Origin of the sequence: Novosphingobium sp. THN1, assembly GCF_003454795.1 — a bacterium.
Lineage (GTDB): Bacteria > Pseudomonadota > Alphaproteobacteria > Sphingomonadales > Sphingomonadaceae > Novosphingobium.
Map to the genome: position 1 here is coordinate 3,357,908 of NZ_CP028347.1, position 25,729 is coordinate 3,383,636.

Annotated in this window: 21 protein-coding genes and 4 pseudogenes; 21 read left to right on the forward strand and 4 right to left on the reverse strand. The window is 62.4% G+C overall.

The window, feature by feature from the left end:
• Positions 1 to 49 precede the first annotated feature (49 nt).
• The 15 genes from C7W88_RS16395 to C7W88_RS16465 are packed head-to-tail and all read left to right on the forward strand — an operon-like array spanning position 50 to position 16,918.
• A complete protein-coding gene (locus C7W88_RS16395) occupies positions 50 to 808 on the forward strand; it encodes a type-F conjugative transfer system secretin TraK (RefSeq protein WP_118074356.1) in 759 nt (252 codons plus the stop codon).
• A complete protein-coding gene (locus C7W88_RS16400; RefSeq protein WP_118074357.1) occupies positions 801 to 2,141 on the forward strand; it encodes a TrbI/VirB10 family protein in 1,341 nt (446 codons plus the stop codon). Before C7W88_RS16395 ends, C7W88_RS16400 begins: the two co-directional genes overlap by 8 nt.
• Positions 2,138 to 3,052, forward strand: coding sequence for a DsbC family protein (locus C7W88_RS16405; RefSeq protein ID WP_118074358.1), 915 nt, complete (start codon positions 2,138 to 2,140; stop codon positions 3,050 to 3,052). The genes C7W88_RS16400 and C7W88_RS16405 overlap by 4 nt, the downstream gene beginning before the upstream one ends.
• A gap of 4 nt (positions 3,053 to 3,056) precedes the next feature.
• Positions 3,057 to 3,866 (forward strand): conjugal transfer protein TraV, encoded by an 810-nt coding sequence (locus C7W88_RS16410; protein WP_118074359.1) that lies wholly within the window; start codon positions 3,057 to 3,059, stop codon positions 3,864 to 3,866.
• The gene (traC, locus tag C7W88_RS16415; protein WP_118074360.1) at positions 3,866 to 6,409 is read left to right on the forward strand and encodes a type IV secretion system protein TraC; all 2,544 of its coding nucleotides are present in this window, start codon (positions 3,866 to 3,868) and stop codon (positions 6,407 to 6,409) included. The genes C7W88_RS16410 and traC overlap by 1 nt, the downstream gene beginning before the upstream one ends.
• A 29-nt stretch (positions 6,410 to 6,438) precedes the next feature.
• Complete coding sequence (locus C7W88_RS16420) at positions 6,439 to 6,831, forward strand: hypothetical protein (RefSeq protein ID WP_118074361.1); 393 nt, start codon at positions 6,439 to 6,441, stop codon at positions 6,829 to 6,831.
• The gene (locus C7W88_RS16425) at positions 6,828 to 7,235 is read left to right on the forward strand and encodes a type-F conjugative transfer system protein TrbI (protein ID WP_118074362.1); all 408 of its coding nucleotides are present in this window, start codon (positions 6,828 to 6,830) and stop codon (positions 7,233 to 7,235) included. The genes C7W88_RS16420 and C7W88_RS16425 overlap by 4 nt, the downstream gene beginning before the upstream one ends.
• Complete coding sequence (locus C7W88_RS16430; RefSeq protein ID WP_118074363.1) at positions 7,222 to 7,758, forward strand: S26 family signal peptidase; 537 nt, start codon at positions 7,222 to 7,224, stop codon at positions 7,756 to 7,758. Before C7W88_RS16425 ends, C7W88_RS16430 begins: the two co-directional genes overlap by 14 nt.
• The gene (gene traW / locus C7W88_RS16435; protein ID WP_118074364.1) at positions 7,755 to 8,402 is read left to right on the forward strand and encodes a type-F conjugative transfer system protein TraW; all 648 of its coding nucleotides are present in this window, start codon (positions 7,755 to 7,757) and stop codon (positions 8,400 to 8,402) included. Before C7W88_RS16430 ends, traW begins: the two co-directional genes overlap by 4 nt.
• Positions 8,399 to 9,427: a conjugal transfer pilus assembly protein TraU gene (gene traU / locus C7W88_RS16440; protein ID WP_118074365.1), complete on the forward strand. Its 1,029-nt coding sequence runs from the start codon at positions 8,399 to 8,401 to the stop codon at positions 9,425 to 9,427. Before traW ends, traU begins: the two co-directional genes overlap by 4 nt.
• Positions 9,424 to 10,188: a type-F conjugative transfer system pilin assembly protein TrbC gene (gene trbC / locus C7W88_RS16445; protein ID WP_118074366.1), complete on the forward strand. Its 765-nt coding sequence runs from the start codon at positions 9,424 to 9,426 to the stop codon at positions 10,186 to 10,188. The genes traU and trbC overlap by 4 nt, the downstream gene beginning before the upstream one ends.
• Positions 10,185 to 11,912: a conjugal transfer protein TraN gene (locus tag C7W88_RS16450; RefSeq protein ID WP_118074367.1), complete on the forward strand. Its 1,728-nt coding sequence runs from the start codon at positions 10,185 to 10,187 to the stop codon at positions 11,910 to 11,912. The genes trbC and C7W88_RS16450 overlap by 4 nt, the downstream gene beginning before the upstream one ends.
• A complete protein-coding gene (locus C7W88_RS16455; RefSeq protein ID WP_118074368.1) occupies positions 11,893 to 12,744 on the forward strand; it encodes a conjugal transfer protein TraF in 852 nt (283 codons plus the stop codon). Before C7W88_RS16450 ends, C7W88_RS16455 begins: the two co-directional genes overlap by 20 nt.
• A 1-nt stretch (position 12,745) precedes the next feature.
• The gene (locus tag C7W88_RS16460) at positions 12,746 to 14,182 is read left to right on the forward strand and encodes a conjugal transfer protein TraH (protein ID WP_118074369.1); all 1,437 of its coding nucleotides are present in this window, start codon (positions 12,746 to 12,748) and stop codon (positions 14,180 to 14,182) included.
• A 33-nt stretch (positions 14,183 to 14,215) separates the two neighbouring features.
• Positions 14,216 to 16,918 carry a conjugal transfer protein TraG N-terminal domain-containing protein gene (locus tag C7W88_RS16465; RefSeq protein WP_118074370.1) on the forward strand — a complete coding sequence of 901 codons (2,703 nt, stop codon included), beginning with the start codon at positions 14,216 to 14,218 and terminating at the stop codon, positions 16,916 to 16,918.
• Positions 16,919 to 17,375: 457 nt separating this feature from the next.
• Here the strand turns inward: C7W88_RS16465 and C7W88_RS16470 are convergent, their stop codons facing one another.
• A complete protein-coding gene (locus tag C7W88_RS16470) occupies positions 17,376 to 17,846 on the reverse strand; it encodes an Lrp/AsnC family transcriptional regulator (protein WP_118074371.1) in 471 nt (156 codons plus the stop codon).
• A 154-nt stretch (positions 17,847 to 18,000) separates the two neighbouring features.
• Here C7W88_RS16470 and hppD point away from each other — a divergent pair.
• The 6 genes and pseudogenes from hppD (at position 18,001) to C7W88_RS16500 (ending at position 23,714) form a co-directional block, all read left to right on the forward strand.
• Positions 18,001 to 19,118, forward strand: a pseudogene (hppD, locus tag C7W88_RS16475) (4-hydroxyphenylpyruvate dioxygenase).
• A pseudogene (locus C7W88_RS16480) lies at positions 19,118 to 19,665 on the forward strand (VOC family protein). Before hppD ends, C7W88_RS16480 begins: the two co-directional pseudogenes overlap by 1 nt.
• Positions 19,662 to 20,959, forward strand: a pseudogene (gene fahA / locus C7W88_RS16485) (fumarylacetoacetase). Before C7W88_RS16480 ends, fahA begins: the two co-directional pseudogenes overlap by 4 nt.
• Positions 20,959 to 21,591, forward strand: a complete 633-nt coding sequence (maiA, locus tag C7W88_RS16490) for a maleylacetoacetate isomerase (RefSeq protein WP_118074833.1) — start codon at positions 20,959 to 20,961, stop codon at positions 21,589 to 21,591. Before fahA ends, maiA begins: the two are co-directional and overlap by 1 nt.
• 410 nt (positions 21,592 to 22,001) lie before the next feature.
• Positions 22,002 to 22,880: pseudogene (locus C7W88_RS16495) on the forward strand (aminotransferase class I/II-fold pyridoxal phosphate-dependent enzyme); the annotation flags it as partial.
• Positions 22,881 to 23,039: 159 nt separating this feature from the next.
• Positions 23,040 to 23,714 (forward strand): nitroreductase family protein, encoded by a 675-nt coding sequence (locus C7W88_RS16500; protein ID WP_118074372.1) that lies wholly within the window; start codon positions 23,040 to 23,042, stop codon positions 23,712 to 23,714.
• Positions 23,715 to 23,779: 65 nt separating this feature from the next.
• On the opposite strand, the gene C7W88_RS24410 is transcribed toward C7W88_RS16500, so the two are convergent.
• The 3 genes from C7W88_RS24410 to C7W88_RS24420 are packed head-to-tail and all read right to left on the reverse strand — an operon-like array spanning position 23,780 to position 25,685.
• The gene (locus C7W88_RS24410; RefSeq protein WP_255418808.1) at positions 23,780 to 24,265 is read right to left on the reverse strand and encodes a CocE/NonD family hydrolase; all 486 of its coding nucleotides are present in this window, start codon (positions 24,263 to 24,265) and stop codon (positions 23,780 to 23,782) included.
• Positions 24,148 to 24,987 (reverse strand): CocE/NonD family hydrolase, encoded by an 840-nt coding sequence (locus C7W88_RS24415; RefSeq protein ID WP_162896117.1) that lies wholly within the window; start codon positions 24,985 to 24,987, stop codon positions 24,148 to 24,150. Before C7W88_RS24415 ends, C7W88_RS24410 begins: the two co-directional genes overlap by 118 nt.
• A gap of 29 nt (positions 24,988 to 25,016) precedes the next feature.
• On the reverse strand, positions 25,017 to 25,685 hold the full coding sequence (locus C7W88_RS24420) for a CocE/NonD family hydrolase (protein ID WP_118074375.1): 669 nt from the start codon (positions 25,683 to 25,685) through the stop codon (positions 25,017 to 25,019).
• Positions 25,686 to 25,729 lie beyond the last annotated feature (44 nt).

Sequence of the window (25,729 nt, forward strand, 5' to 3'; positions counted from 1 at the left end):
GCCGGGTTTGCCCAGCTCCCCCGCAGGAAAAATCCAAGGAGGCCCAGTGATGGCTTACCGATCAGCGGCCCACGCACGGGTCCTACTTCTGAGCGCGGCGGCGCTGCTCGCCGTAGCAGCCGAGGCTGCCCATGCGACCGACCAGTTCAAACAGGCCGCCGATGGCGCCGGAATCGAGTGCAGCGTTTCAGCGCGAGAGCTGACCCGCTTCGCATTGGTCGACGACCAGTTCGCCAGCGTCTCGAAGATCTCGACCGGGACGCCCTACAACGACTTTGCAGTGACCAACGAGCCGGTGCGCGGCGACATCTATGTGTCGGTGCCGGAAACTTACGCGGCGCGGTCGATCAGCTTCTTCACCACCACCAAGAAGGGCTTCGTCTACAAGGTCGCGTGCCGGGTTGAGCAAATTCCGGCGACCCAGGTCTTCATCACCAACCCCGTGATCGCGAAGAACCGGGCGGCGGATTGGGAAAGCCAGACCCCGATCGAGACCAGCGCCGTCAGGCTCATCCAGGCGATGGCCAATGACCGGACGGTCGACGGTTTCGAGGTCCGCCAATCGACTGCCATACCCGCACGGGTCGGCGATCTCGAAGTCCAGCTCATCGCTGATTATCGCGGCGCCAGCCTCACTGGGAAGGTCGTCCGCATCCACAATCGCGGAACGAAACCCGTGACGCTCGCCGAACGCGATCTCGCACCGCGCGACACGCTCGCCGTCTCGATCGCCGATCCGAAGCTTGAGCCCGGGGCCAGCACAACCGCCTTTGTTGTCGGCGCAAGCGGGGAGGCCGGCAATGACTGATGCAACCCATACGTCAAGCACTGCCCCTTTGCAGGCCGAGAGCGCGGCATCGTCCGAACTTTCCGGGCTCAACGCCCGCACCGCGCGCCGTCAGAAGCTGCTGCTGGGGTCGCTGGGAGCATTCGCCCTCATCGGCGGAAGCTGGTTCATCCTTGGCGGCGACGACAAGGCCAAGACCGGCGATCCCAATGCGGCGCAGACGATCGACACGGCAGGCCTGGTCAACCGCGACCTGTCGCAGCGCGAGTTCGTCGCGACCTACGGCAACAGGCTCGATGCGGTCACCCGCGAGCAGAAGGCGCTGAAGGATGGGAGCGTCCCGCGGACAGAGATCGAGGCGCAGCTGGCGGCTCTCAAAGCCGAGAACCAGGCCATGCGTGTCGATGGACAGGCCGCGATCGATGCTATCTCGGCAGAGAACGCCGAGCTCAAGACCCGGCTTGCGGCGCAGCCTGCATCACCGGCACCGGCTGTACCGCCACCGGCTTATGGGCCGCAGGCAGGCGGCTATGACGCAAGGGCCCGGTCACCTCAGACCAGTACCGGCGCCGCAGCAGGCGATCCGCAGGGCGGCATGATCCCTTCGCCTGGCGAGGTGAAGCTGATGAGCTTCAGCTCCGACAAGGCAACGACCAATGGCCTCCGTGTGGGCCGGCCCGATGCGCCACCGGTCGTCGTCGAGGATTCGCCCGATTACCTGCCGCCCAACTCCTACGCGCCGGCACGCGTAATCGTCGGCGTCGATGCCTCGGCAGGCGTCGCCAGCCAGACCGATCCGCTGCCTGTGGTGCTTCGGATTACCGGCCCTGCTCGTTCGGTCATGCAGAACGGAAAGGTTCTGACCACCCGGATCCAGGGCTGCGTTGTCAACGGCGCGGCACGCGGGGATCTCAGCAGCGAAAAGGTCTATGTGAAGCTCGCCCGAATGACCTGCGATCAGCCTGGCGGCAGGGTCGCAGTGAGCGAGGTCAAAGGCTTCATCAGTTTCGGTGGCAAGTCCGGGGTCCGCGGCCGTGTCGTAAGCCGCGAAGGCAGCCTTGTCAGCCAGGCCCTGCTGGCCGGGATCGTCGGCGGCTTCGGGCGCGGCTTCTCGGCCAATGCCAACAGCGTCTTTTCTGGCGTCACGACCAACCCCGACGGCAGTCGCTCCAAGCTCTCGGCCGGCGACATTCTCGGTGGCGGGCTTGGCCAGGGCGCCGCCGACGCTGCCGACACGGTCAGCAAATACCTGATCGAGCGCGCCGAACAGTACCAACCCGTCGTCGAGATGCCGACCGGCATCGATGTCGAAATCGTGTTCCTCGACGGCGTCTACGTGAGGAATTCCCAATGATCGAAAATACTCTCCTCGAGCACGGCATTGGTCGGCGCCGCTGGTTGCGTGCCAGCGCCGGACTGGCGGCGATCATCGCCGTGTCGGCTGCGACGGGATGGGGTGTGGCAAGCCTTGCTGCTCCTGCTGCCGCTCCGGACACGGCGAAGGTTCGAGATGCGCTCAAGCTGCGCCTGCCCAAGACGCCGATCGACGCGATCAACTGCAAGGGCCTTGGCGGCCTGTGCGAGGTCGCGTCCAAATCGACGCTCTTCTACGTCGACCGGGCCGCAAAGTATCTGGTGATCGGCCGGGTCTACGACATGGAAGCCCGTCAAGATCTGACGGCTGCCCGGTTGCTTGCCCTCAATCCGGACCTGCTGGCAGCAGGGGCAGCGCGGCGCAGCAATCCCGAGACGCAATCGGAAGGCGGCCCGAGCGCAGCCGCAGCGTCAGCCCGGAACACCCCGCCGCGCCATGTCCCGCTCGGCAAGCTTCCCGCCAAAGGCGCGATCACCTGGGGTCCTGCCAACGGTCCGCGTGTCGTCGTCTTTTCGGACTTCCACTGCGGGTATTGCAAGAAGCTCGAGGCAGAATTGAAGGCGATCGGGGCGCGGGTTGAAGAGCGGCCGATCTCGATCTTCGGGGCCGAAAGCCGGCGCGATGCCGAACGGGTGCTGTGCTCGCCGCGGCCTGAGCTAGCGTTGCATATGGCCTATTCGGGTCTGGCGCTCGCCAATCCCAAACCCTGCGACACGAGCGGGCTCGATGCCAACGAGGCCTTCGCGCGAGCCCACGGTTTTGGCGGCACGCCTGTGATCGTGCGTCCCGCCGATGGCGCTGTTCTCGAGGGCTTCCGGCCTGCCGCCGTGCTCCGGGACTTCCTGCGCGCTGGCCCCTCCCTGGCCCTCACCCCTGCTCCCAAAGGATAGACCCATGCTTTTTCCGACACGTCTCCTTGCCTGCGCCTGTCTGGCCGGTCTTGCCAGTGGCTGCGCCACGTTCGGCACCAACGTCGAGGGCGATTTCACCTGCCGCGCGCCGAAGGGCGACTGCGCGCCGGCTCACATCATTGATGCCAAGGCGACGGACAATCTGTCGAACGGCGCGCTGCTCCATGCTGACGCGCGGCAGAGGTCAGGCGTCGTGGATGCCGACACCAGCCGCACAGCGGAACGCACCTTGCGCGTCGTCTTCCCCGCTCATGTCGATGAAGCTGGAACGCTGCATGACGAAGCGGTCGCCTGGACCGTCGTCGAAAATCCGCGCTGGGCCACCGAGCTGCGCCGCAAGGCGGGCGAGGGCCAGGGCGGATCCCTGATGCGCCAGGTCCGTCGGCAGCTGAAAGCCGCCCAGAGAGCCCCAGCACCGGACGGTGCGGAAGGAGACCCGAACGTAGCTGACGAGGCGTCGCCCTTCTCGTCTGCACGCGACGACGCGGGTCAGGCTGGCGGCATCTCGGGCGCCGATGCCCCCAGGCCCTTCAACGAAACTTCAGATGCCTCGCCGCTGGTCCTCCCCTCCACGGCGCGCGAGGCCGTTGCCGGTGCCAAGGCACCGGCGGTCGAGGGGTTCGACACGTCGCCTCCCCCGCGTGATCGAGCCCCTCGGCCTGAGGCGGGGCAGAGCGCTCCGCTGTTCTCGAGCGCAGCGGCGATTGAAGCCGCGAAAGCTGCAATCCGCCCGGCAGTTAGAACCGGCGAACAGCCGATCGTCAGCACCTCGCAGACCAAGGAGCCCAAGTGATGGCCGAACAACTCAAGACCGTCGTCGATCGGCTGCTCAGCGGATTGCTGGGTGATGCCGAGCACGCCGACAAAGCCCGTCCGCAGCTCATGGTCGATATGCTCTCCGACTGGCTCCCCTACCGGGTCTATGATCCGGCAACCCGCCTTTACTTCAACGCACGCTCGAAAGGCTTTGTCCTCTCGGTTACGCCGCTGATCGGAGCCGACGAGCGCACCGGCGAAATCCTGGGACAGTTCTTCTCGGAAGGCCTGCCAGCAGGCGCCTGCCTTCAGGTACTTCACCTTGCAAGCCCGCGCATCAGCAGGATCATCGCCCCGTGGTTCGCCCCACGCTACATCCAGGGCGGCGTGTACGAGGCAATTGCCCGGCACCGGGCGCGGCGGCTCTATTCGCTGGTTTGGGAGTCTGGCTCGCCGGATGCGCCCTTCCATGCGCGGCATCACCAGGTCATCGTCTCGGTCGGGGTGCCGACCTCCAAGTCGGTCAGCAACGAGGATCTCAAGCAGACCCGCGATGGCCTCGTGGCGATGCTCAAGTCGCTCAATCTCGGCGTGGTCGAAGTCGGGCCGGAAGCGCTCATCGCTGTCATCGATGATCTGACTTCGCCCACCACCGCCCCGCAGGACGATGCGGTGCCCTACAACCCGAATGATCCAATCGCCGCCCAGGCGATCCGCCACGACATCGAACTGGTGGTGGCTGAAGATCGCATGCGGCTCGTGACCGAGCGTTTCCGTCCCACTGGCAAGGTCAATGACGGCGTGCCCGAGATCGGGACGGTCTATCCCGATGCCTTCGATGTCCGGCATTTTGCCGTACGCAACATGCCATCGCGCTGGGCCCCGTGGGAATGCGCGCGGCTGATCGGCGACCTGTTCACCGACAAGCTGCGCTTCCCCTGCCCCGCCGCCACCATGCTGTGTCTCGTCTATCCGGATCAGGAGGCTGCATCGGCGAAGGCCGGATTCAAGTTCATGCGGACGACCAGCCTCGCCGGAACCCGCAGCGCGCGGTTCCTGCCTCGGATCGGCGAACAGGCCGCCGAGTGGCAGCATGTTCAGGCCGAGCTCCAGGAAGGTCGCCGGCTCGTGCGGGTCTTCTATGGCGTGACGACCTATTCGCCGTTGGGCCATGGCGACCGCCACGAAAGGGCGATCAAATCGATCTACAAGGCGGCGGGCTGGGACCTTACCGATGAGCGCTACCTCCAGATCCAGGGATTGCTCGCCGCGATGCCGCTCACCCTGGCTGACGGGCTCGGCACCGACATGGAGCGGCTGAAGCGGTTCAAGACTGTGTTGTCGACGACCGCCGCCAATATCGCGCCCATGCAGGGCGAGTATCTCGGCAGCGCGCACCCCCACCTGCTGTTCGTCGGGCGGCGCGGCCAGCCCTTTTTCTGGTCGCCGTTCGAGAACGAGGCCGGCAACCACAATGTCGCGATCTGCGGCAAGTCGGGATCGGGCAAGTCGGTGCTGCTCCAGGAGATGTGCGCCGCGCTGCGCGGCGCCGGCGCCCAGGTGGTCGTGATCGACGATGGCCGCAGCTTCGAGCACTCGGTCAAGCTGCAGGGCGGCCGCTTTGTCGAGTTCACGATTGCAGCGGGCTTCTGCCTCAACCCGTTCTCGATGATCGATGCGACCCGCGCCGCCGAAGACGAGGACTACCGCCTCGACTGCTTCGGGATGATCAAGGCCATCGTCGGGCAAATGGCTCGCCACAGCGCGAAGCTGACGGATACTGAGCGCGGATTGATCGACCGGGCGGTCAACCTCGTCTGGGCGCAGCACGGCGCGGCTGCCACGGTCACTACTGTCGGCGAAGTGCTGGCCGGTCTCGGGCATGACACTGCCGCTGACATCGCAACCGCGCTGGCCCCCTATATGGCGGGCGGAACCTACGGCGCCTTCTTCGAAGGCCAGGCGAGCCTCGACCTCGATGCAGACTTCACGGTCTTCGAGATGTCCGACCTCGCGAGCCGGGAGGATCTGCGAAGCGTCGTCCTCTCAGCCATCATGTTCATGACCAGCCAAGCCATGACGCGAAGCCCAAGGTCGCTGCGCAAGCTTCTGCTGATCGATGAAGCCTGGTCGATGCTCAAGGGCGGTTCGATGGGTGAATTCGTCGAAACCTACGCCCGGACCTGCCGCAAATATGGCGGCGCGCTGGCGACCGCTACCCAGTCGCTCAACGACTACTACAAGTCGGACGGGGCGACGGCGGCGCTCGAGAACAGCGACTGGATGCTGATCCTTCAGCAGAAGCCGGAGACGATCGCCGATTTCAAGGCGAGCAAGCGCCTCGATATGGACGATCGCACCGAGACGCTGATCCGCAGTCTCAAGCGCTCCGGGAGCGACTATTCCGAGGTGTTCATCAAGGGGCCGGAGACCGAGGCGATCGGGCGGCTCGTGCTCGATGACTATTCGGCAACGCTCTTCTCGAGTTCGCCCCAGACCTTTGCCGCCATCGATGCCGAGATCGCGCGCGGGCACCAGCTCGCCGATGCCATCGAGCGCATCGCTCATCCCAACCGCTGACACCCCATCACCAAAGGATCCCTATCTCCATGCCTCGCCACCTCGTCACCCCCTTCGACCGGACCGACCCGTCCGAAGACGAACAGCCCGTCAGCCAGCCAGTCCAGACCTTGCGCTCGCGCATGGCCGATGGCTGCTACATCCTGCTTCGCGGCTGCCTGTTTCTCGGCTCATCCTACCTGATGGCGCTGGGCCTGCCGCTGCTGTTCTTCCTGCTGTTGTCGGGCGGCAATCCCGATGCCTTCTTCGCCCATGTTGCCAATCTCGGTGACCGCTTCCTGGCGGCCGACCTCGCACGGCGCGTGACCTTCCTCGGCCAGTGCAAGTTCGTTCTGATCGGTCTCGCGACGCTCGTCGTCGTGTGGCGCATGCCGCGCTTCATCCGCGACCTCGACCGCGAACTCTCGGGAGAAAAGCTGTGAAGAACATTCTGGCAACGTCGGGCCTGCGCTGGCGGCTTGCATCGATCAATCTCACCGCTGTCGTGGTCGGCGCCGGCATGATCGGTCAGGTGCTGTGGGGTGTCTGGGCGACGGACAAGCTGCTCACCCTGGAAAAACGCGAGGTCGTCACGGTCCAGCTGAGCCGGATCATGGGCGACTTCATCGAAGCCGAAGCGCGTGCCGGTCGGCCGCCTGAAGAAACCAGACTGCGCGTCCAGGCCTACCTCAAGGCCGTGGAAGCCTCGGTACAGAAGCTCGGACGCGAAGGCCGGACAGTTCTGGTTGCCGAAGCAGTGGTCGCCGGGAGCACACCGGACCTGACCGGGTCTGTGCGTGCCGACGTCGTGCGCCGCATGGGAGCCCTTCCCGATGCAGCCCGCTGATCTCTCGATCCGCTCAGCGTCGGCGCCCAATTTCGTACAACGCCTCGTGCTTTGGGGCGGGCTCGGCGCCGGGGCACTGGCGCTCTCCTCGCTTGCCGCCTTCGCGCAGGGCCATGCGCTTATGATCAATGTGAGCCCCAGCCTGCCCTACTGGGCCATCTGGGTCACGCGGGGGGCACCCGTGCATCGCGGGGACATCATCCTGTTCGCCCCACCCACCTCGCCTTTGTTGGTCAAGCATTTCGGGGCGAAGCCCAAGCCGTTCGGCAAGCGTGTGAGCGGTGTTCCGGGCGACATCATCACCGAGCAAAACCGCATCTACTTCGTCAACGGTGAGGCCGTGGCCAAGGCCAAGCTTGAGAGCCGCCTCGGCGAACCGCTGGCGCTTGGACCTACGGGGCGCGTGCCGAAAGGCTGCTACTTCGTCACCAGCGAACACAGGGATGGTTTCGACAGCCGCTATGCCGCGATCGGTTGGATCTGTGGGCCGCGCATACTCGGGGTCGGGAGGCCAATCCTGTGAGGCTCCTCACTCTGCCGGTTTGCACCACTGCGCTGGCGCTGGCCATCGCACCACAGGCAATGGCTCGCGATTACGGCCAGCACGGCGCGGTATGGCCGGTCATCGAACCGGACCTGCTTCAGCAGATCCATGCCAGGCTTGCCCAGCTTGAGAAGACCGGCGAAACGGCCCGTCTCAACGAAGAGCTGAAGCGGCGGACAATCGCCCGGGTCAACCGGCCAGAGCCGGTCGCGGGCGTTACCCTCGCAGCGGCGCTGCGCAGCTGGCGCTTCGATCCGACGATCACCGCCCCGCGCGATATTGCCGACGACAAGGGCCGGGTCATCATTGCCGCAGGCACGCGGGTCAATCCTCTGGATACCGTGCCGCTGCGCGCACCTCTCGTCTTTCTCGACGGGGACGACCCGGCGCAGCTCGCCTGGGCCACCCGCCGCTTTGCCAGCACCAAGGCGAAGCTCATCCTCGTAGCCGGTGCGCCGCTCGAACTCATGAAGGCCCGTCAGCGGCGCTTCTACTTCGATCAGGGCGGCACGCTGGTGAAACACTTTGGCATTCGCGCCGTGCCCGCAACCGTCGAGCAGCAGGGCCGCGCGCTCATCATCACCGAGCAGCCCGTGCCTCTCAAGGAGCGTGCGCCGTCATGAGCAAGAAAAAACGCCTTCTGTCATGGCTTTGCGGAGCACTTCTGCTCACCAGCCTGAGCGTCGTGTCCAGTGCTCCTGCCCAGGCTGCGGCAGGCCCCGGGCGCTGCACTGGCAAGTTCGTCAATCCGATCACGGACATCTGCTGGTCGTGCCTGTTTCCGATCTCGATCGGTGGCCTGAAGATCTGGCCGTCGAGCCGTCCCGATCCGAGCAACCCGGCTCTCCCTGTTTGCCTCTGCGGTTTGCGGCCCGGCATCGCCATGGGGTTCTGGGAGCCGGTCCGGCTTGCCGACGTCAGCATGAAGCCATGGTGCTTCGTCAATCTCGGCGGGATGAAGCTCGATCCGGGATTCGACATCGGCTTCAAGTCGATGGCGGGGCCATCGGCGGTTGGCGGCAACACCCAGTACAACTCGCAGTGGCATGTCCACTGGTATGCCTATCCGCTGATCTACTGGATGGAGATCGTCGCCGATTTCCTGTGCCTCGAGTCCGGCTCGATCGACATCCTCTACATCACCGAGATTGACCCGCTGTGGCAGGACAGCGAGCTCACCGCGATCATCAATCCCGAGGCGGTCCTCTTCGCCAATCCCTTGGCGCTTGCCGCCTGTGCAGCGGACTGCGTGGCGGCAACGGCCAAGCTGCCGACCGATGAGCTGTTCTGGTGCGCGGGCTGCCAGGGCACGATGTATCCGCTCAACGGCAATGTCTCGGCAACGATCGGCCATGTGCAGGCATCGCGGCTCGCGCTCGCCCGCTTCTCCTACAAGCTCCACCGCGAACTCGTCGCTTGGGGGACGATGGGCAGCAAAGGGCTTTGCGGCAAGTACCTGATGCCGGTGATGCGAAAGCAGCAGTACCGCTTCCAGGCCACCAATCCCAATCCGCAGACCAAGGGCCGCTACGCCTGCGCAGCCCTCGGTGCATCCACCACCTTCATGTCGGGGACCCAAGTCTATCCCGCCATTGGCGAGGACATGGGCTACCTGGTCTGGCGCAAGCGGAATTGCTGTGCGCTATGAACAAACTTCCTCATCTTCTTGTCGTCGCATCGCTTTCCAGCCTTGCTGCTTTGGCTGGCGCCTCGGCGCAGACGGCCGAACCGGACCTCGATCTGGCCGCTATCCGGGCTCGGGCCAGTGCAGGGGCCAGCGATGCCGACGCGCTGTCCGCCAATGCCCGCGCCAGAGCCGAAGCCCTGGCGCGGGAAGCGAGGACCAGCTCCGACGAGGCCGAGACGCACGCCCGCCGCTACACCCGCGAGGCTGCATCGAACGCGAAGACTGGTGAGGCCAGCACATTCGATTTTGACCGGATGGTGGCCGATGCCGGCGCCATGACCAGCGAAGGCATGGGCGAGGCGCCGAGATTCATCGCCTTTGCTTCGCTATCGATGCCGCCTGCAGCGCTGCGTGCGATGATCGAAGACGTGACCAAGGCTGGCGGTGTTGTTGCCTTGCGCGGGCTGCCCGGCAACAGCGCCAACGCTCTCACGGCGGCATTGGCCAAAGTTGCCAAGCCCGGCGAGCAGCTGGACGGCGTCGGCATCGACCCGCGGCTGTTCCGCGCCTTCGGGATCGAGGTGGTGCCCACCTACGTCGTTTCCAGCAGCGACTTCGATCTGTGCGACGGATTCGACTGCCAGACAAAGGTTCCGCCGCACGACCGGATGAGCGGCAATGTCAGCGCAGCATACGCGCTCGAGACCTTCGCGCGCGGCGGCGGCCCCGGCGCTTTGCTCGCCGCCCAGCACCTCGCCCGTCTTGAAAGGCAGGTTCCATGAAACGATCGGTCCTCTCTCTCGCTGGCGTGGGCGCGCTTCTGCTCACCCTCGTCGGCCCGCTCCACGCCCAAACCACAACCGATGCGGCCAAGGCCGACGGCAAGGCTTTCGGGCGGGACAAGACAGCCGCGGCGCAAAGCGCGGCAACGACGAACCCGGATGCAAGCCGCATCCCCAATTTCGGCGGCACGCCGAGCCAGTCGGGTTACTTCGACGATCCTGACCGGATGAGCCGCGAAGCGGCGAGCCAGGCGACGACCAACACCGGCTACAAGGCCATGCGGGATTCGATGGACCGGCGCGCCCGGTTTGCGCCGCAGGATCTCGATGCAACGATCGCGCGCAGCAATGTGATCAGCGATGACCCGCTCGCCTATACGAGCGGAATGGCCATCGGCGGCTCGCAGGGACGCTGCGTGCCCTTGCCGCCGGCCAGCGGAACCGCGGCGCGCTACATGGCGACCTGCAATGTCGGCTATACGGCGACACAGGAAACGCGGACCTGCCCCGTGACGTTGACCGCGCGTGTCGAACAGCGGCAGGTCTACGGCTACTATTGTGTTGGTGGCAGCGGGGTTGACCCGGCTTCGGTCTACAATTGCAACCGCTACCCCGCGCCGCAATGCACTGTCACGCAGTCCTATCCGATCAACCTTTGCGATCCTTATTTCGGGATCTACTGGGGCTGTACCTCGGGCGATCTGAGGGTTGTTCTCGTCAGTTGCACGTCGCCGGTCGATGGCGCGACGCCCTATACGGTGACAGGCGAGAACGTCGTCACGACCACGCGCAATGAAAGCCAGTGTGCTGGTCTGGCGGCTGATACCTCGTGCCAGCAAGACACCGAGACGTGCACGGACAGCGATCCGGTGACCCGCATCGTCGATGGCATCGCCGTGACGCAGCCGTGCTGGGCGTGGAGCCGCAATTACAGCTGCGCGCAGTTCACTGAGGCCCAGGACTGCCAGACACTTGAAGCCACTCCGGGCTGCAAGCTGGTGCGCGAAGACTGCCTCGCGGGCGAGCCCTGCCGCACCTGGGAGCGGGTCTATGATTGCCCCGTTCCAGACCAGTCTGCGAACACCAACCAGTTCATCTGCGACGGCGACGTCTATTGCATTGATGGCTCGTGCGAGACCATCCAGCGCGAGGCCAACGACGAGTTCAAGGACGCGGCCGTCGCCTTGAACGCGATGAACCAGGCGCGCCGCGAATTCGATCCGGACAACCTCACTCTGTTCAAGGGGACCCGGGAAAGCTGCTCGTCCAAGGTCTTCGGCGTGCTCAACTGCTGCAAGGGCAAGGGCTTCCCGCTTATCCCGGGCATCCAGCTGCTCGTGGCGCTGGGCTGCAGCCGCGAGGAGATGCTGCTGCATCAGAAGGATGCGCAGGGTCTGTGCGCCTACGTCGGCACTTATTGCTCGTCCTCATTCCTTGGCGTGTGCCTGACCAAGCGCAAGGTCTATTGCTGCTTTGAATCCAAGCTCTCGCGGATCCTGCAGGAGCAAGGCCGCCAGCAGCTGAAAAAGCCCTGGGGTAAGCCGAAGACCGAGCAATGCCAGGGCTTCACCATCGACGAGTTCGCCCGGCTCGACCTCTCGAAAATGGATTTCAGCGAGGTCTACGCCGAGTTTACCGACGCCGCCCGCCTGCCTGACGAGCTGCAGGCCACCCAGGATATCCAACAGAAGATCGAGGACTACTATGCCCGCGCCCGCCAGTAAGGCCGCGTGGCGGCTGCTTGCCGCCTGTGCGATTGCCAACGCCGTTTCCCTGTCATCCCCGGCGCTCGCCCAGAGTGGCGCAACCCGTGCCGATGCGCCGCGCCATGCGCAGTCTGCCGAGCGCCAGGATAGCTTCTACTGCGAGGAACGGCGGCTCGGATACTGGTTTTACTGCGAGCGGCCCAAGCCGCAGGACCAGAATTCGCCCTCGCCCGCGCCTGCGGCCAGCGCGACCAGCCAACTTGACGCGATCACGGCGACGTTGCGCGAACTGAAGGCCAAGGCGATCCTCGAGCCGACGCCAGCAAATGTGACGGCATATATCCGGTTCCAGCGCGCGCAGCTCGACCGGGCATCGCTCTTCAGCGACGTCTGGCAGCGGGCGATCTGGCAGGATCCCGAGCTCGACTACACGCTGCAGCGCCCGGTCTCGACACTTGGCAAGCGCCAGTGGCAGGATTCGCGAAGCGCGGAACGGAACGCCGCGATGGCCCAGCTTTCCGAGCGCTACGGGCTGTTCTACTTCTTCGCCCAGAGCTGCGGCGCCTGCGAAGTCATGTCGCCAATCGTGCAGAGCGTTGCCTCGACCTGGCATATCGCCGTGCGCGCGATTTCGACCGATGGCGGCCCGTCGCGGCATTTCCCGAACTACACGGTCGAGACCAACCAGCGCAGCCGCATGGGGCTCGAGCCCAAGATCACGCCAGCGGTCGTGCTCTGGGACGCGCAGACCGGCCGCCCCATACCGATCGGCTACGGCGTCATGAGCGCCGACGAACTGCAGGACCGGATTTACCTCCTCACATCGAAGGAAGCTGGACGTGACTACTAGGATGAAAAGAGCCGTCGCTGCGCTCCTTGCAGCCGCCATCCCCCTCACCCTCCCGCTGTCTGGCGCATCGGCCGATGTCGGCAGTTCGATGGACTCGTTTCTGAACGACGTCGGGGGCGCTGCCAACGTCAACGGGCCGACCGCGTTCCAGGGGCAGTCTGCCGGCTATTACAGCCTCGGCAATGTCTGGACACGGTTCCCGCAGAAGACCACCAATATCGCCAATCTGCAGCTGCCGCGCGCCCGCGCCGGTTGCGGCGGCATCGACATCTTCGCCGGGTCCTTCAGCTTCATCAACGCCAGCGAGATCGTCGCGATGCTGAAGGCAGTCGCGAACAATGCCGTCGGCTTCGCCTTCAGCCTGGCGATCGACACGGTCTGCCCGGAATGCTCGAAGATCATGCAGGAGTTCAGCCAGAAGGCTCAGCTCATGAACAACCTCAACATCAACTCCTGCGAGATGGCCCAGGGTCTGGTGGGCGGAATTTGGCCGAAGGGCGACCTTGCCGACAAGGCGATCTGCGAAGCGATCGGCAACTCCGAAGGGATCTTCACCGACTATGCCGCGGCCAAGCATGGGTGCGGCACCAGGGGGCAGCGATCGAGCACGACCGCGCAAGGCTCGGGCAAATATGACGACGTCAATCCCGGTGTGCCGCGAAACTACACCTGGACGATCCTCAAGAAGTCGGCGTTCTTCTCGCCTGGCGGCCGCTTCGACGAGGAGCTCGCCGAATATGCAATGACGCTGCTGGGCACAATCATCTACGTGCCCCCCAAGGACGACGAGCCGGGCAAGTTCGTGCCGATCGTTGGTGAGGCATCGTCCACCCTCGTGACTTCGCTGCTGGATGGCACCTCGAATGGCAACGTCCTCATCTTCGACTGCGACGAGCCGGAAAAGTGCCTCAACCCGGGCTTCAAGTCGCTGAGCCTGCCGGCATCGAAAGCGCTGCGGCCGCGGGTGGCGGCGCTTATCGGCGGCATGGTTCAGGCCATCCGCGACGACACCGCGATCAGCGAAGAGCAGAAGGAACTGCTGCAGGTCGCGTCCATCCCGCTCTACAAGATCCTGACCGTCCAGGCGGCCTATGGCCGGGGCATGCCGACCGACGACCGGGAGACCCTGGCCGAGATCGCCAGTGTCGACCTGCTGTTTGCTGTGCTCGACCGGATCGTGAGCGAGGCGGGCCGCTCGATGTCGAGCTTCATCGGGGCCGACGAAGCCAAGATCGCCATGTGGCAGAATCAGGTCAATGTCGTGCGTCAGGCGCTCGCTGACCGGCAGGCCAACACGCATCTCAAGGTCAATGCGGTGCTGCAGATCATCGAGAAGACGGCGTTCATCGAGAACGTGCTGGCCGCCTCGATGTCGCCCGGAATGGCCGCATCGCTGGACTGGTCGCGCGGCGTCCAGAGCCGCGCCCTCACCAACTGACCGGACCAACCACATCCAGGCGGGACAACAGACATGGTCGAGATTTTCACGGTCGGCGGCGGGGACTATCTGGTCAACGTCTTCCAGGCAGTCGCCGCCTGGACCGGCAACGGCGGCTACAAGAGCCTGCTCCAGGTGGTGATGGTGATGGGGCTCGGCTTGTCTGCCCTCACCCTGGCGTTCAATCAGGACTGGCGCGCCTGGATCAACTGGTTCCTCGGCGCAACGCTCATTTACTCCTGCCTCATGGTGCCGCGGCTCGATGTCCATGTGACCGACCGGCTCAACCCGAGCCTTGCCCCGGCCAATGTCAGCAACGTGCCGCTGGGTCTTGCCTTGATGGCGAGCTTTACCAGCCAGGTCGGCGACTACCTGACGGGCTCGGCTGAAGTGGTGTTCGGCCTGCCCGGTGATCTCAACTATTCGAAAAACGGGATGATCTACGGCGCGCGGCTCTACGATGCGACCCGGTCCTTGCGGATTTCCGATCCGGAGTTTGCTGCCAATCTCGACGAGCACTTCCGGCAATGCGTGTTCTACGACGTTCTGCTCGGCCGCTACTCGATGAAGGAGCTGGCAGAAACCGGCGACATCTGGGCGACGATCGCGCCGGGCAGTCAGGCGCGCGCGCAGCGGTTCCTGACCCGGGATGCCACTTCAGGCCAGGTGAGCTCGAACATCGTGACCTGCCGCGAGGCCTACGACACGCTCAATGCGCAGTGGGCCGGACTGGTCGATGCGATGGGATCGGTGTTCGGCCGTCAACTTTACCCCAACCAGACGGCCGCGCTCGCCAAGGCGAAGCTCTTTGCCGACCTGCCGGTGGCCTATCAGTACCTGACCGGCGTCTCGGCCAACGCGACCGAAATCTTCAAGCAGACGCTGACCATCAATGCGATGAGCCAGGCCATGCACTCGATGTCCGGCACCAGCGGCGCCGGCAATGTCGACGTCTACGCCCAGACCCGCGCCGACATTCAGACCGAGCGGACCTATGGCTCGATTGCGAGCAACGCGATGAACTGGGTCCCACTCCTGAACGTCGTGCTGACCGTGCTGTTCTATGCGCTGTTTCCGGTGCTATTCCCGCTTTTCCTGCTCCCAAAGACGGGACCTGTCGCACTCAAGGGCTATGTGACAGGCTTCTTCTATCTCGCGGCCTGGGGGCCGCTGTTCGTGATCCTCCACATGATGCTGATGTACAAGGGCGCGGCCGACATGAGCGCGGTCACGGGCAGCAACGGCCTCAGCCTTGCAAGCTTTACCGGGCTGGCCGACGTCAACAGCGATATCGGTCTGCTGGCAGGCTATCTTATTGCATCGGTGCCGTTCCTGGCAGGCGGTGTGGCCAAAGGCGCCATGGCGATTTCTCACCACGCGACGAGCTACCTCAACCCGAGCCAGAACGCGGCCGAGGAAGCGGCCCGGGAGGCAAGTACCGGCAACGTCTCGCTCGGCAACACCAGCTTCGAAAACTCGAGCGTCCTAACCCGCCAGTTCGCACAAGGCACGATCGCGCCGAGCTTCACCTATGGGGCGCCGCAGACGCGAACTTTCAGCGACACCGGAGCAATGACCACGAGCTTTCCGGACGGCAGCTACGATCAGATCCCGACCTCCAGCTATCCCTTCACGCCGACGCTGGGCCAGGAGTTCACGGCGCGCCTTTCGACGATGGCATCGCAGGCCCGCGCCAACAGCGAGACCTATGCCAATGTCGCCACGGAATCGACCGCCAGCGCTGTCACGAAGTTCCGCGAGCTCCGGGACCAGTTCAGCCGCGGCGCATCATTCGAGAGCGCAACCGGCACCTCGAATTCCGACAGCATCCAGACGGCATTCAGCGAGGTCGACCAGGCATCGACCAGTCTGCAGCGGCAATTCGGACTGTCGCGCAGGGCAGCGGACGACATCACTGTAGCGTGGTTTTTGAACGGGGAAGCTGGCGCGAGCGCTGGCGTGACAAACGGAGTCGCATCCGCAAACATCGGCGCCAAGGGTGGGCGAAACCAAGCGTGGACGGACAGCGACATTGGCATCGCGTCGGAGGACCGCTCACGGATCTTCGGTAGTTTGTCTCAGATGTCCGACAGCAGGAATTGGTCGAGTACTCGCGACGGCTTCGTTCGCTCGGTCAGCACCTCGAGCAGCTCGTCAATTTCGAGCACCGCGAGTGGCATGAGCGCATCGCTGACCGAAGCGCAGAGCTACAGCCGGGAGGCACGCCGAGCTGAGGAGCTCGCCAATCGTCTCGAGAGCCAGGCGTCCTTCTTCGAAGGGAACAGCGCTGCAGGCAGCCTCAATTTGTCCCAAACCTACCGAGAATGGGGTCTCACCGAGATCGAAAGCAACCGCGATTTCTATAGCAATGCGCGGTTTGACGATGTCACTTTCCAGCTCAGCGCGGAAGGCCAGGCGTTGCAGGCCAAATTCATCGAAAGCTACGCCGAGCAGCTTCGCGAGGGGATCGAAGATCGCCTCGTCCTGGCCGCCGGGCAGCCTGTATCCCGTTCGGCTATCTCTGGCTCCGGATCAGTACGCGGGCGCGCGCAGATTGGCGGAGCGGGCTCCGGCACAGTGCCGCAGGTCGACGCTGGTAATATCCATGATGAGGCTCAAAGAGCTCAGGCTGCCGGTCGCCAAAAGATCGGCGGGTCCAGGAGACGTCTGGACGCTGTCACCAAGGGAGCGCAGGGCGCTAGTGCGGAGGCCGCCGATGACGTCAAAGAGTGGTAGCCGTCAGCCCTTCAGAAGGTCCCAGTAGAGGACTCGATCTCGGCACTTTTATGTCTTTTTTATCAGTGCTTTAGCTAGTTCGGGTTTTGCCAAAGGCCCGCAAAAAGCCCGAAATCGCCACATAACGTATTGGTTCGATGCCTTTTTGGGGACTCGAGCGTCTCAGCTATCGCAGATTTCCGCCATTTGCACTCGGAGAACAAAAACAGAAAATGGGCCTCTGATTCGAGTTTCAAATGTCACCAGTGGCAAGCTGACGCGACGCACAATGAATGCCGGATTTTGCGGGGGCAGGTCAAACCAAACGAAGCTCTGCGCCGAGCAGTCGAAACTATGTTCCTGCGCAGAGTCCTAACCGAATAGGCTCACATCCGGCTAACACGCAAATCAGCACCTATGGCATCGACACTGCAGTGATCGCTCTGCAGTCTTGCAAATCGCTTGAATCAATCGCTCGTCAGTTTCTTTCCTTCTCTGATATCGGCAGGGCTGTCGTGTGTTTAATCCGGTCGAGGACTACACTTGTCCTGACGCTCGCAACATCGCCATGGCCGAGCAGTTCGGTGTTCATCAGCTTGGAGTATGCCCGCAAATCCGGGACCACAATCCGGAGCAGGTAATCCAAATCTCCCGTTGTCGAAGCGCAAGAGAGGACCTCGTCAAGCTTGGTTATGCGTTCATGGAACGTCCTGACGATATCGGGCGCGTAGGAACTGAGCGATACGGCGACATAGGCTTCCACTTGCAAGCCCAGCTTCTGCTCATCAAGCAGAGCGACCTGACCGGCAACTATGCCCTCATTTTGCATGCGCAGAATTCGTCGAGACACCTGCGAGGGCGAGAGGTGTACACGCTCCCCCAGTTCTGCGTGTGACAGAGATGAATCGCTCTGGAGATGCTTCAGAATTTTCCGATCAATCCTGTCCATGCGTCAAACTTTCATGATGATGCATATTTTCGCGATTAACGTGCGCAATCAGATCTGTCACGACTGAACTACGCGCACAACACGCATGCTGTTCTTGGTAGTCGATGGTCACGCCTTCCCGGCAACCGCAGCATCACCAAAAAAGGCTCAATTCGTGACTGAACCGACACACCGCCAAGACCTCTTCGAAAATCCGCTTGGACTCGACGGGTTCGAGTTTATCGAGTTCTCGGCCCCGCAGAAGGGCATGCTCGAACCCGTGTTCGAGTCGATGGGCTTCACCCGCATCGCCCGGCACCGTTCGAAGGATGTCGAGTTGTGGCGTCAGGGAGGGATTAATCTCATCGCCAACTATGAGCCAAAGAGTCCAGCTGCCTACTTCGCGGCCGAACACGGCCCGTCCTGCTGCGGGATGGGTTGGCGCGTGCGCGATGCTGCCAAGGCCTATGCCGCGGCAATTGAACGCGGCGCGGAGCCGGTTGCCGTCCACGCAGGGCCGATGGAGTTGAAGCTGCCGGCGATCCGCGGGATCGGCGGCTCGATCATCTATCTTGTGGACCGCTACGAAAGCCATGAAAGCGGCAGCAATCTCACGATCTACGATATCGACTTCGTTTATGAACCCGGCGCAGACCGTCATCCGGTCGGCGCTGGCTTCCACACCATCGATCACCTTACCCACAACGTTTACGGCGGGCGTATGGCCCACTGGGGGATTTCTACGAGCGCGTCTTCGGCTTCCGCGAAATCCGCTATTTCGACATCAAGGGCGAATATACCGGCCTGACCAGCCGGGCGATGACCGCGCCCGATGGCAAGATCCGCATTCCGCTGAACGAAGAGGGGCAGGCGGGTGGCGGTCAGATCGAGGAGTATCTGCGCCAGTACAATGGCGAAGGCATCCAGCATATCGCCTTCGCCAGCGATGATCTGATCGCGTCGTGGGATGCACTCAAGGGGTGCGGCACGCCGTTCATGACCGCCCCGCCCGCCACCTATTACGAAATGTTGGACGAACGTCTGCCCGGCCACGGCGAGCCGGTGGAAGAACTGCAGAAGCGCGGCATCCTGCTCGATGGTTCGACCGAAAAGGGCGATCTACGGCTGCTGCTGCAGATCTTTTCTGAAACGATGATCGGACCGGTGTTCTTCGAGTTCATCCAGCGCAAAAAGGATGAGGGCTTTGGTGAGGGTAACTTCACTGCCCTGTTCGAGAGCATGGAGCGCGATCAGCTGCGCCGCGGTGCGCTTCAGGTGGAAGGAGCCGAATGATGACGACCTCGGCACCCAGCCTGAAGCGCATCCACCATGTCGCCTATCGTTGCAAGGATGCGCAGGAAACCGTCGAGTGGTACAGCCGCGTCCTAGGCATGGAATACACCACCGCTTTTGCGGAGGACAAAGTGCCCTCGACCGGTGAAGACGATCCGTACATGCATATCTTCCTCGACGCGGGAGGTGGCAACGTACTGGCGTTCTTCGAGTTGCCCAACCAGCCGGAATTGGACCGCGACCGCAATACGCCTGCCTGGGTTCAGCACCTCGCCTTCGAGGTTGCGGACGAGGTCGCGCTGCTGGCAGCCAAGGCTCATGTCGAAGCCCAGGGGATCGAGGTGCTGGGGCCGACCTACCACGGGATCTTCAAGTCGATCTACTTCTTTGACCCAACGGCCACCGGCTCGAATTGGCCTGTAATATAGGCACACCAGAGCAATATGCAGAGCTGCGTGAGCTCGCTCCGGTCATGCTGGAAGAATGGAGTCGGACGAAGCGGGCACCGCGCCATGCGGCTTGGCTGCACACGGAGCCCGCTGAATGAGCCATATCGATCATACGCATGATCGCGAGGCGAGCAGCTGGATAGATGGAGCGGACAAGCACCCCGACTTCCCGGTGCAGAACCTCCCCCTTGGCATCTTCTGTCTCGGTGATGGGCAGCGACGTGTCGGGACTGCTATTGGGGACTCGCTTCTCGATCTGTCCGGGCTTTCACGAGACGGGCTTCTTCCTGGCAGCGTTTGCCCAGCACTGGAAACGGGCACGCTAAATGCGCTGTTCGCGCTATCCTACGCGGAGAGAAAAGGACTTCGCCATGCGGTATTTGCGAGCCTGACGAATCTAACGAGCCGAATGGCTTTGCTGCCGCACATTTATCCGTCGCAGCACTGTACAATGCATCTGCCCTTCACGGTCGGCGACTATACCGACTTCTACGTTGGCATTCATCATGCCACCAATGTCGGCAGGCAGTTCCGGCCCGACAATCCTTTGCTACCAAACTACAAGTACGTACCGATCGGCTATCATGGCAGGGCATCTTCAATTCGCCTCTCGGGACCCCGGTCATTCGTCCGAAAGGGCAACGTAAGCCGCCCGACTCTGACCTGCCCGGTTACGGCCCGAGCTTCCGTTTGGACTACGAGCTGGAACTTGGAATCTGGATCGCGGGAGAAAATGCGCTGGGCGAGCCAGTCCCGATCAGCCAGGCCGGTTCCCGCGTTGGTGGCCTTTGCTTGCTCAACGACTGGTCAGCGCGCGACCTGCAAGCTTGGGAGTATCAACCGCTCGGCCCGTTCCTGGCCAAGAACTTCCTCACCAGCGTTTCGCCCTGGGTAGTCACCGCAGAGGCCCTGGCACCGTTTCGCATAGCGCAACCTGCCCGGCCAGAAGGTGATCCAGCGCCTCTGCCCTATCTGTTCGATCCTGCTGATCAGGCCGAGGGCGCATTTGCGCTGACGCTCGAGACCTGGATCGCGACACGGAAAATGCGTGAGGCGGGGATACCACCGCACCGGCTGGGGACCGGTCCTGCCACATCGATGTACTGGACTGTTGCGCAGATGGTGACACACCACACCGCCAATGGCTGCAACCTGATGCCCGGCGATCTGCTGGGTACGGGCACGATTTCGACTCCGGATCCGTCGGGCCTGGGTAGCCTCATGGAGCTGTCCCAAGGGGGCAAGGCGCCTGTGACCTTACCGGATGGCGAAGAACGCAGCTTCCTCGAAGATGGCGATGAGCTGATCCTGTCTGCCCGCGCGGTGCGTGACGGCTTCCGCTCGATCGGCTTCGGCTTGTGTAGCGGAGTGGTGGAAGAGTCCCGAACATGATGCGATTGCACGACTACTGGCGCTCGGGTGCGGCCTATCGTGTACGCATCGCCCTGAACCTCAAAGGCGTAGCGTACGAGGCGCTTAGCCATGACCTGCGCACTGGCGCGCAGCGCGACCCTTCCTTTCTGGCGATAAACCCGCAGGGCCTGATTCCTGCGCTAGAGGTGAACGATGCCTGCCTCACCCAGTCACTGGCTATTATCGAATGGCTCGAGGAGAGATACCCGGAGGTTCCGCTCTTACCTTCAGATGCGGAAAGTCGGGCCATCGTGCGAGGCATGGCGCAGGTCGTCTGCTGCGACATCCATCCTCTGAACAACCTTCGGGCCCTCAATGCTTTGCGCAACGATTTCGGTGCCGATGAGGCGGCGGTCAACGACTGGATCGCGCACTGGATCAGAGACGGCTTCGTGGCGCTCGAGGCTTTAATCGAGGAGCATGGCGGCCAGTTCGCGTTCGGTGACACAGTAGGCTTGGTGGATTGCTGCCTCGTCCCGCAAGTTTACTCCGCCGAACGCTTCGAAGTCTCATTGGAGGCCTTTCCCGCCATTAGAAAGGTAACGAAGAATGCAAGGTCTGTGGCGGCTTTTGCAGCTGCGGCCCCGGAGCGGCAGGCCGGGTCGGGCTGAAGTCCGCCATCAATCCCTAAGAGAGCATGACCACCGAAACCAGGTCATGGCCGACCAAGATCGTGCTGTCTGGCGCAAAGAACCAGGCGAACGTGGAGAAGCATTATGCATCAAAGTCAGTTTGGATCACTAGCCCAACAAGCGCCCGATTCCTTGCTCGGCCTTATCCGCCTGTTCCAGGAGGACCAACGGCCACACAAGATCGACCTTGGTGTGGGGATCTTCCGAGATGATCAAGGTCTTACGCCGGTATTGGGTGCCATCAAGGCGGCCGAACGTATCCTGGTCGAGCAGCAGGAGAGCAAGTCCTACCTTGGCCCGGTTGGTGATTCCGGCTTTGTCGATCTTACGGCACGTCTCGCGCTGGGCGATGATCTAGCGACTTCGCCAAGCCTAGTCGGCTTGCAAACCCCGGGGGCAATGGCGCACTTCGCCTTGCATTCGAATTGCTCGCAGAGGCCTCGAAGGACTCAGCGGTTTGGGTGGGCAGCCCGACTTGGATGAACCATTTTCCTTTAATAGCCTCGACTGGCCTTGAGAGCCGCCACCATCGTTTCTACGATCCGGCGACCTTGCGGATCGATTTCGATGGCATGATGTCTGATCTCGCATCCGCCAAGCCAGGGGATGTCCTCCTGTTGCACGGATGCTGCCACAATCCGACCGGTGCGACTTTCAGTAGTACAGAATGGACGGAATTACTCGCGCTGTGTCAGCGCCAGGGCCTGCTTCCCCTCATCGATTTTGCCTATCATGGACTTGGGGATGGTCTTGAGGCCGATGCAGCACCCGCAAGGATGTTTGTCGAGAACTTGCCTGAAGCCATTGTCGCCTACAGCTGTGACAAAAACTTCGGGATGTACAGGGACCGTGTTGGATCCCTATTTGTGAAGGCGGCGACGCTCGCTCAGGCTGATGCGGTGCGCTCGCAGCTATTCGGCACCGCGCGCGCAATGTGGTCCATGCCGCCGGACCATGGTGCGGCGGCATGCCGGATCATCCTTTCCAGTCCGGAACTACGGTCCGTTTGGCAGGAGGAACTAGATACGATGCGGGAAAGGATAAACGGGCTCCGGCAGGCTGTTGCGAATTCACTGCCGCGACTGTCCGCAGTTGCCAATCAGCGCGGACTTTTCTCGCTTCTGCCCATCTCAACAGATGCGGTACGACTGCTTCGGGAGGAGAGCGCGATCTACATGGCGCCGGACGGTCGCATCAACATTGCGGGCTTGAGTCAGGCAAATCTTGCTCACTTTGTGGAAGCGACCTCTCGGTTTCTGGAGAATTGATGCGAGCAGTTTTGATGCTGTTTAGTGTTGCTCTGTGAACAAGGCATCCTCCTGAAATCCCGAACTTCACAATTGCCGTCGAGCACATTTCATTCTATCGTGTCGACACAGAGTCGGCAGAATTTGCCACTGCCGCGGTCGAGCTAGGAGTGATGGGCCATGAAAGAGCATGATGCGATACCTCTTCCCGACCGGATGGATTATCCTCATCCGGAGATGATCGAGCGCGCGGAAGCGTTTTACGAGGAAATGCGGAAACGCCACACCGTGCGCGAGTTTTCCGACCGGCCGGTGCCACGTGAAGTGATCGAGTACGCCGTAAAAGCTGCTGGCACCGCTCCCAGCGGGGCAAATCACCAGCCCTGGTACTTCTCCATCATCGGATCAGCAGAACTCAAAAAAGAACTGCGTGAGCGTGCAGAAGCGGAAGAGCGCGCTTTCTACAGCGGCAAGGCAGGCGAGGAGTGGCTCGACGCACTCACTCCTTTGGGCACAGACGACCAGAAGCCGTACCTTGAAACGGCACCCTGGATCATTGCCATCTTCGGGCAACGTAAGGGGGGCATTCGCAAGGGCATCGAGCGCCAGAACTACTACGTTCCGGAGTCGGTCGGGATTGCCATGGGCTTTTTGATCTCAGCCTTGCACCATTCCGGTGTAGCGACGCTGACCCATACTCCCAAGCCAATGACCTTCTTGAATGATATGTGCGGTCGTCCAGCTTCCGAAAAACCCTATCTTCTGCTGGTGTGTGGATATCCGGCCGACGGCGCGACGGTTCCCGTCCATGCCAAAGTCAAAAAGCCTTTCGAAGAGATTGCGGATTATCGCTAGTGCCAGCGGGGTTGGGCGAACAAGGATAGCAGCTCGCCCAACCCCTAGCCTGTCCCACTAGGTGCTCATTTGGATGGTTGCGCCCTTGGTTCAAGAACCTCCAAGCTCAGCGCCGACGGATACGAAGAACCCCGCAGGATCGTTATTCGAGCCGAACGGGGTGATGCGTTGTCGGTGGCGATATCGTTGCCGGTGCCTGGATTGACGCTGATAAACGGGTAGGCGCTACTGAAGACGGAGAAACGCAAGCGATGGCCGACTCGCAGTGTATGCCCCTTCTCGCCCAGATTAACTTCGAGCTTCACGGTTTGGCCTGGCTTCAAGAGCGCAAGACGACCAGAACCGCCACGATAGCGGGCGCGCAGAACGCCGGCCCATCCGGAATCAAGACGAATGGCAGTACCATTGGGTGCTACATCTTCAAGCAAGGCGACTATGTCAAAGTCCGGCACGTCAGCCTGAACATAGATCGAGAGCCTGGCATTTCCCAGAAGAGTGAGGGGAGTCGTGAGAGGCGGTGTGGCATAAGTAAGGACGTCTGGGCGCGCCAGTTGGTGAGAGATGTCAACCGGCCCGAGTAAACCCCGGCCTGGACCCTGCGGCCATTCGCCGGAAGGTCACTGCGAACGGGATTTGCGGGATCGTGCGTGTACTCGTCGAGCGCGCTTTGACCTGGACCGGCTTCAAGGAGCCCCTTACTGGAGATTGCATTGGCTCGCCCCGATCCGCCAAGAAACAATTTTCTGGACTTCACAAGAGGACTGGGAAGGCGCTCCGCCTCGATCCAACGGTTCTGGCCCGGAACGAACATCTGAACGGACGGCCATGCGGGACGGCGGGCGGTTCCCTTTAGGCACCAGTCGAAGAATTCCCGGGCCATCCGCTGGCCTGGCTTGTGGCCCCTGGATTCGACAGCAAGTGCGCCGATCCTGTCGATTGGCTGCCCGGTGTCACGGGAATAGCCGCCTTCTGACGCTCCGGAATGGTCCCAAGGGCCGACGATGATCCACTGGTCATCTGCAGATGCCGCAAGTCCGCGCATCGCTCGATAATTAGCAATGCTACCTGGCAATGTTGTGTCGTACCAGCCAGTGAAAGTTAGCGCCGGTACATTGATCCGGCGATAATCCTCGAGACTGAGATGAACTTCGGCCCACATGTTGTCCGAAGTCTGGTGTTCGAGAAACTGGCGGTAGACCGGGATTTCAACGCCATGGGCCGCAAGGTCCGCCGTCAGGAGGGGGCGATGCGAGAGTAGTTTGTCATAATCCACTGGAGCAGCTTTGCCCGCAAGGATAGGAGTTACGTGCGGCGTCCAGCCCAAGGCCCAGCCTTGCATGAAGGCACCGCCAAGGAAAGGGGGCCGTCAAATCCGCTCTGGAAGTTTGCATTGGGGCTAATACAGGCAAGCCCCTGCGGCCTACCAATTGCCGTCTGGAGTGGGTAGGTGCCGCTGTAGGAGCTGCCGCGCATACCGACTTTTCCGCTCGACCAGCGCTGGGCCGCAGCCCATCCCACAATCTGAGGCCCGTCGCGCCGGGCGTCTGCCATAAAAGTGTGCGTTCCTTCGCTGGCCCCGGTGCCGCGAGCATCAACCACGATAAACGCGTAACCATGCCCTGTCCAAAAACCGTGTTCGACCGATGAACTGAAGGTGCTGCGCCGTCCGTAAGGCGTTACCTCGAGGATGACGGGATGCGGCCCTGCGCCGTCAGGCAAGTAGAGGTCGGCTGTAAGAGTAGTCCCATCATTTAGAGCAATCGAGACAATCTGTGCACCTTCTCCAATCTGACTTTCGCGGGCTGGAGCATCAGGATGACGCAAGAATTCGGCAGAAGCAGGTCCAACGAAAGCGATTGCGGCAGCTATCGGGCCAAATAAAAAGCGCATCATCAAAGATCCTTTTCGTAAATGCTGCTCAATGCGAGCCAAGGACCGTGTTTGGTCTTGCAGAAACATCAAACCGAACATGGCATGTGCTTACTTCATTCGGAAGTAGACCATCGATGCAGACC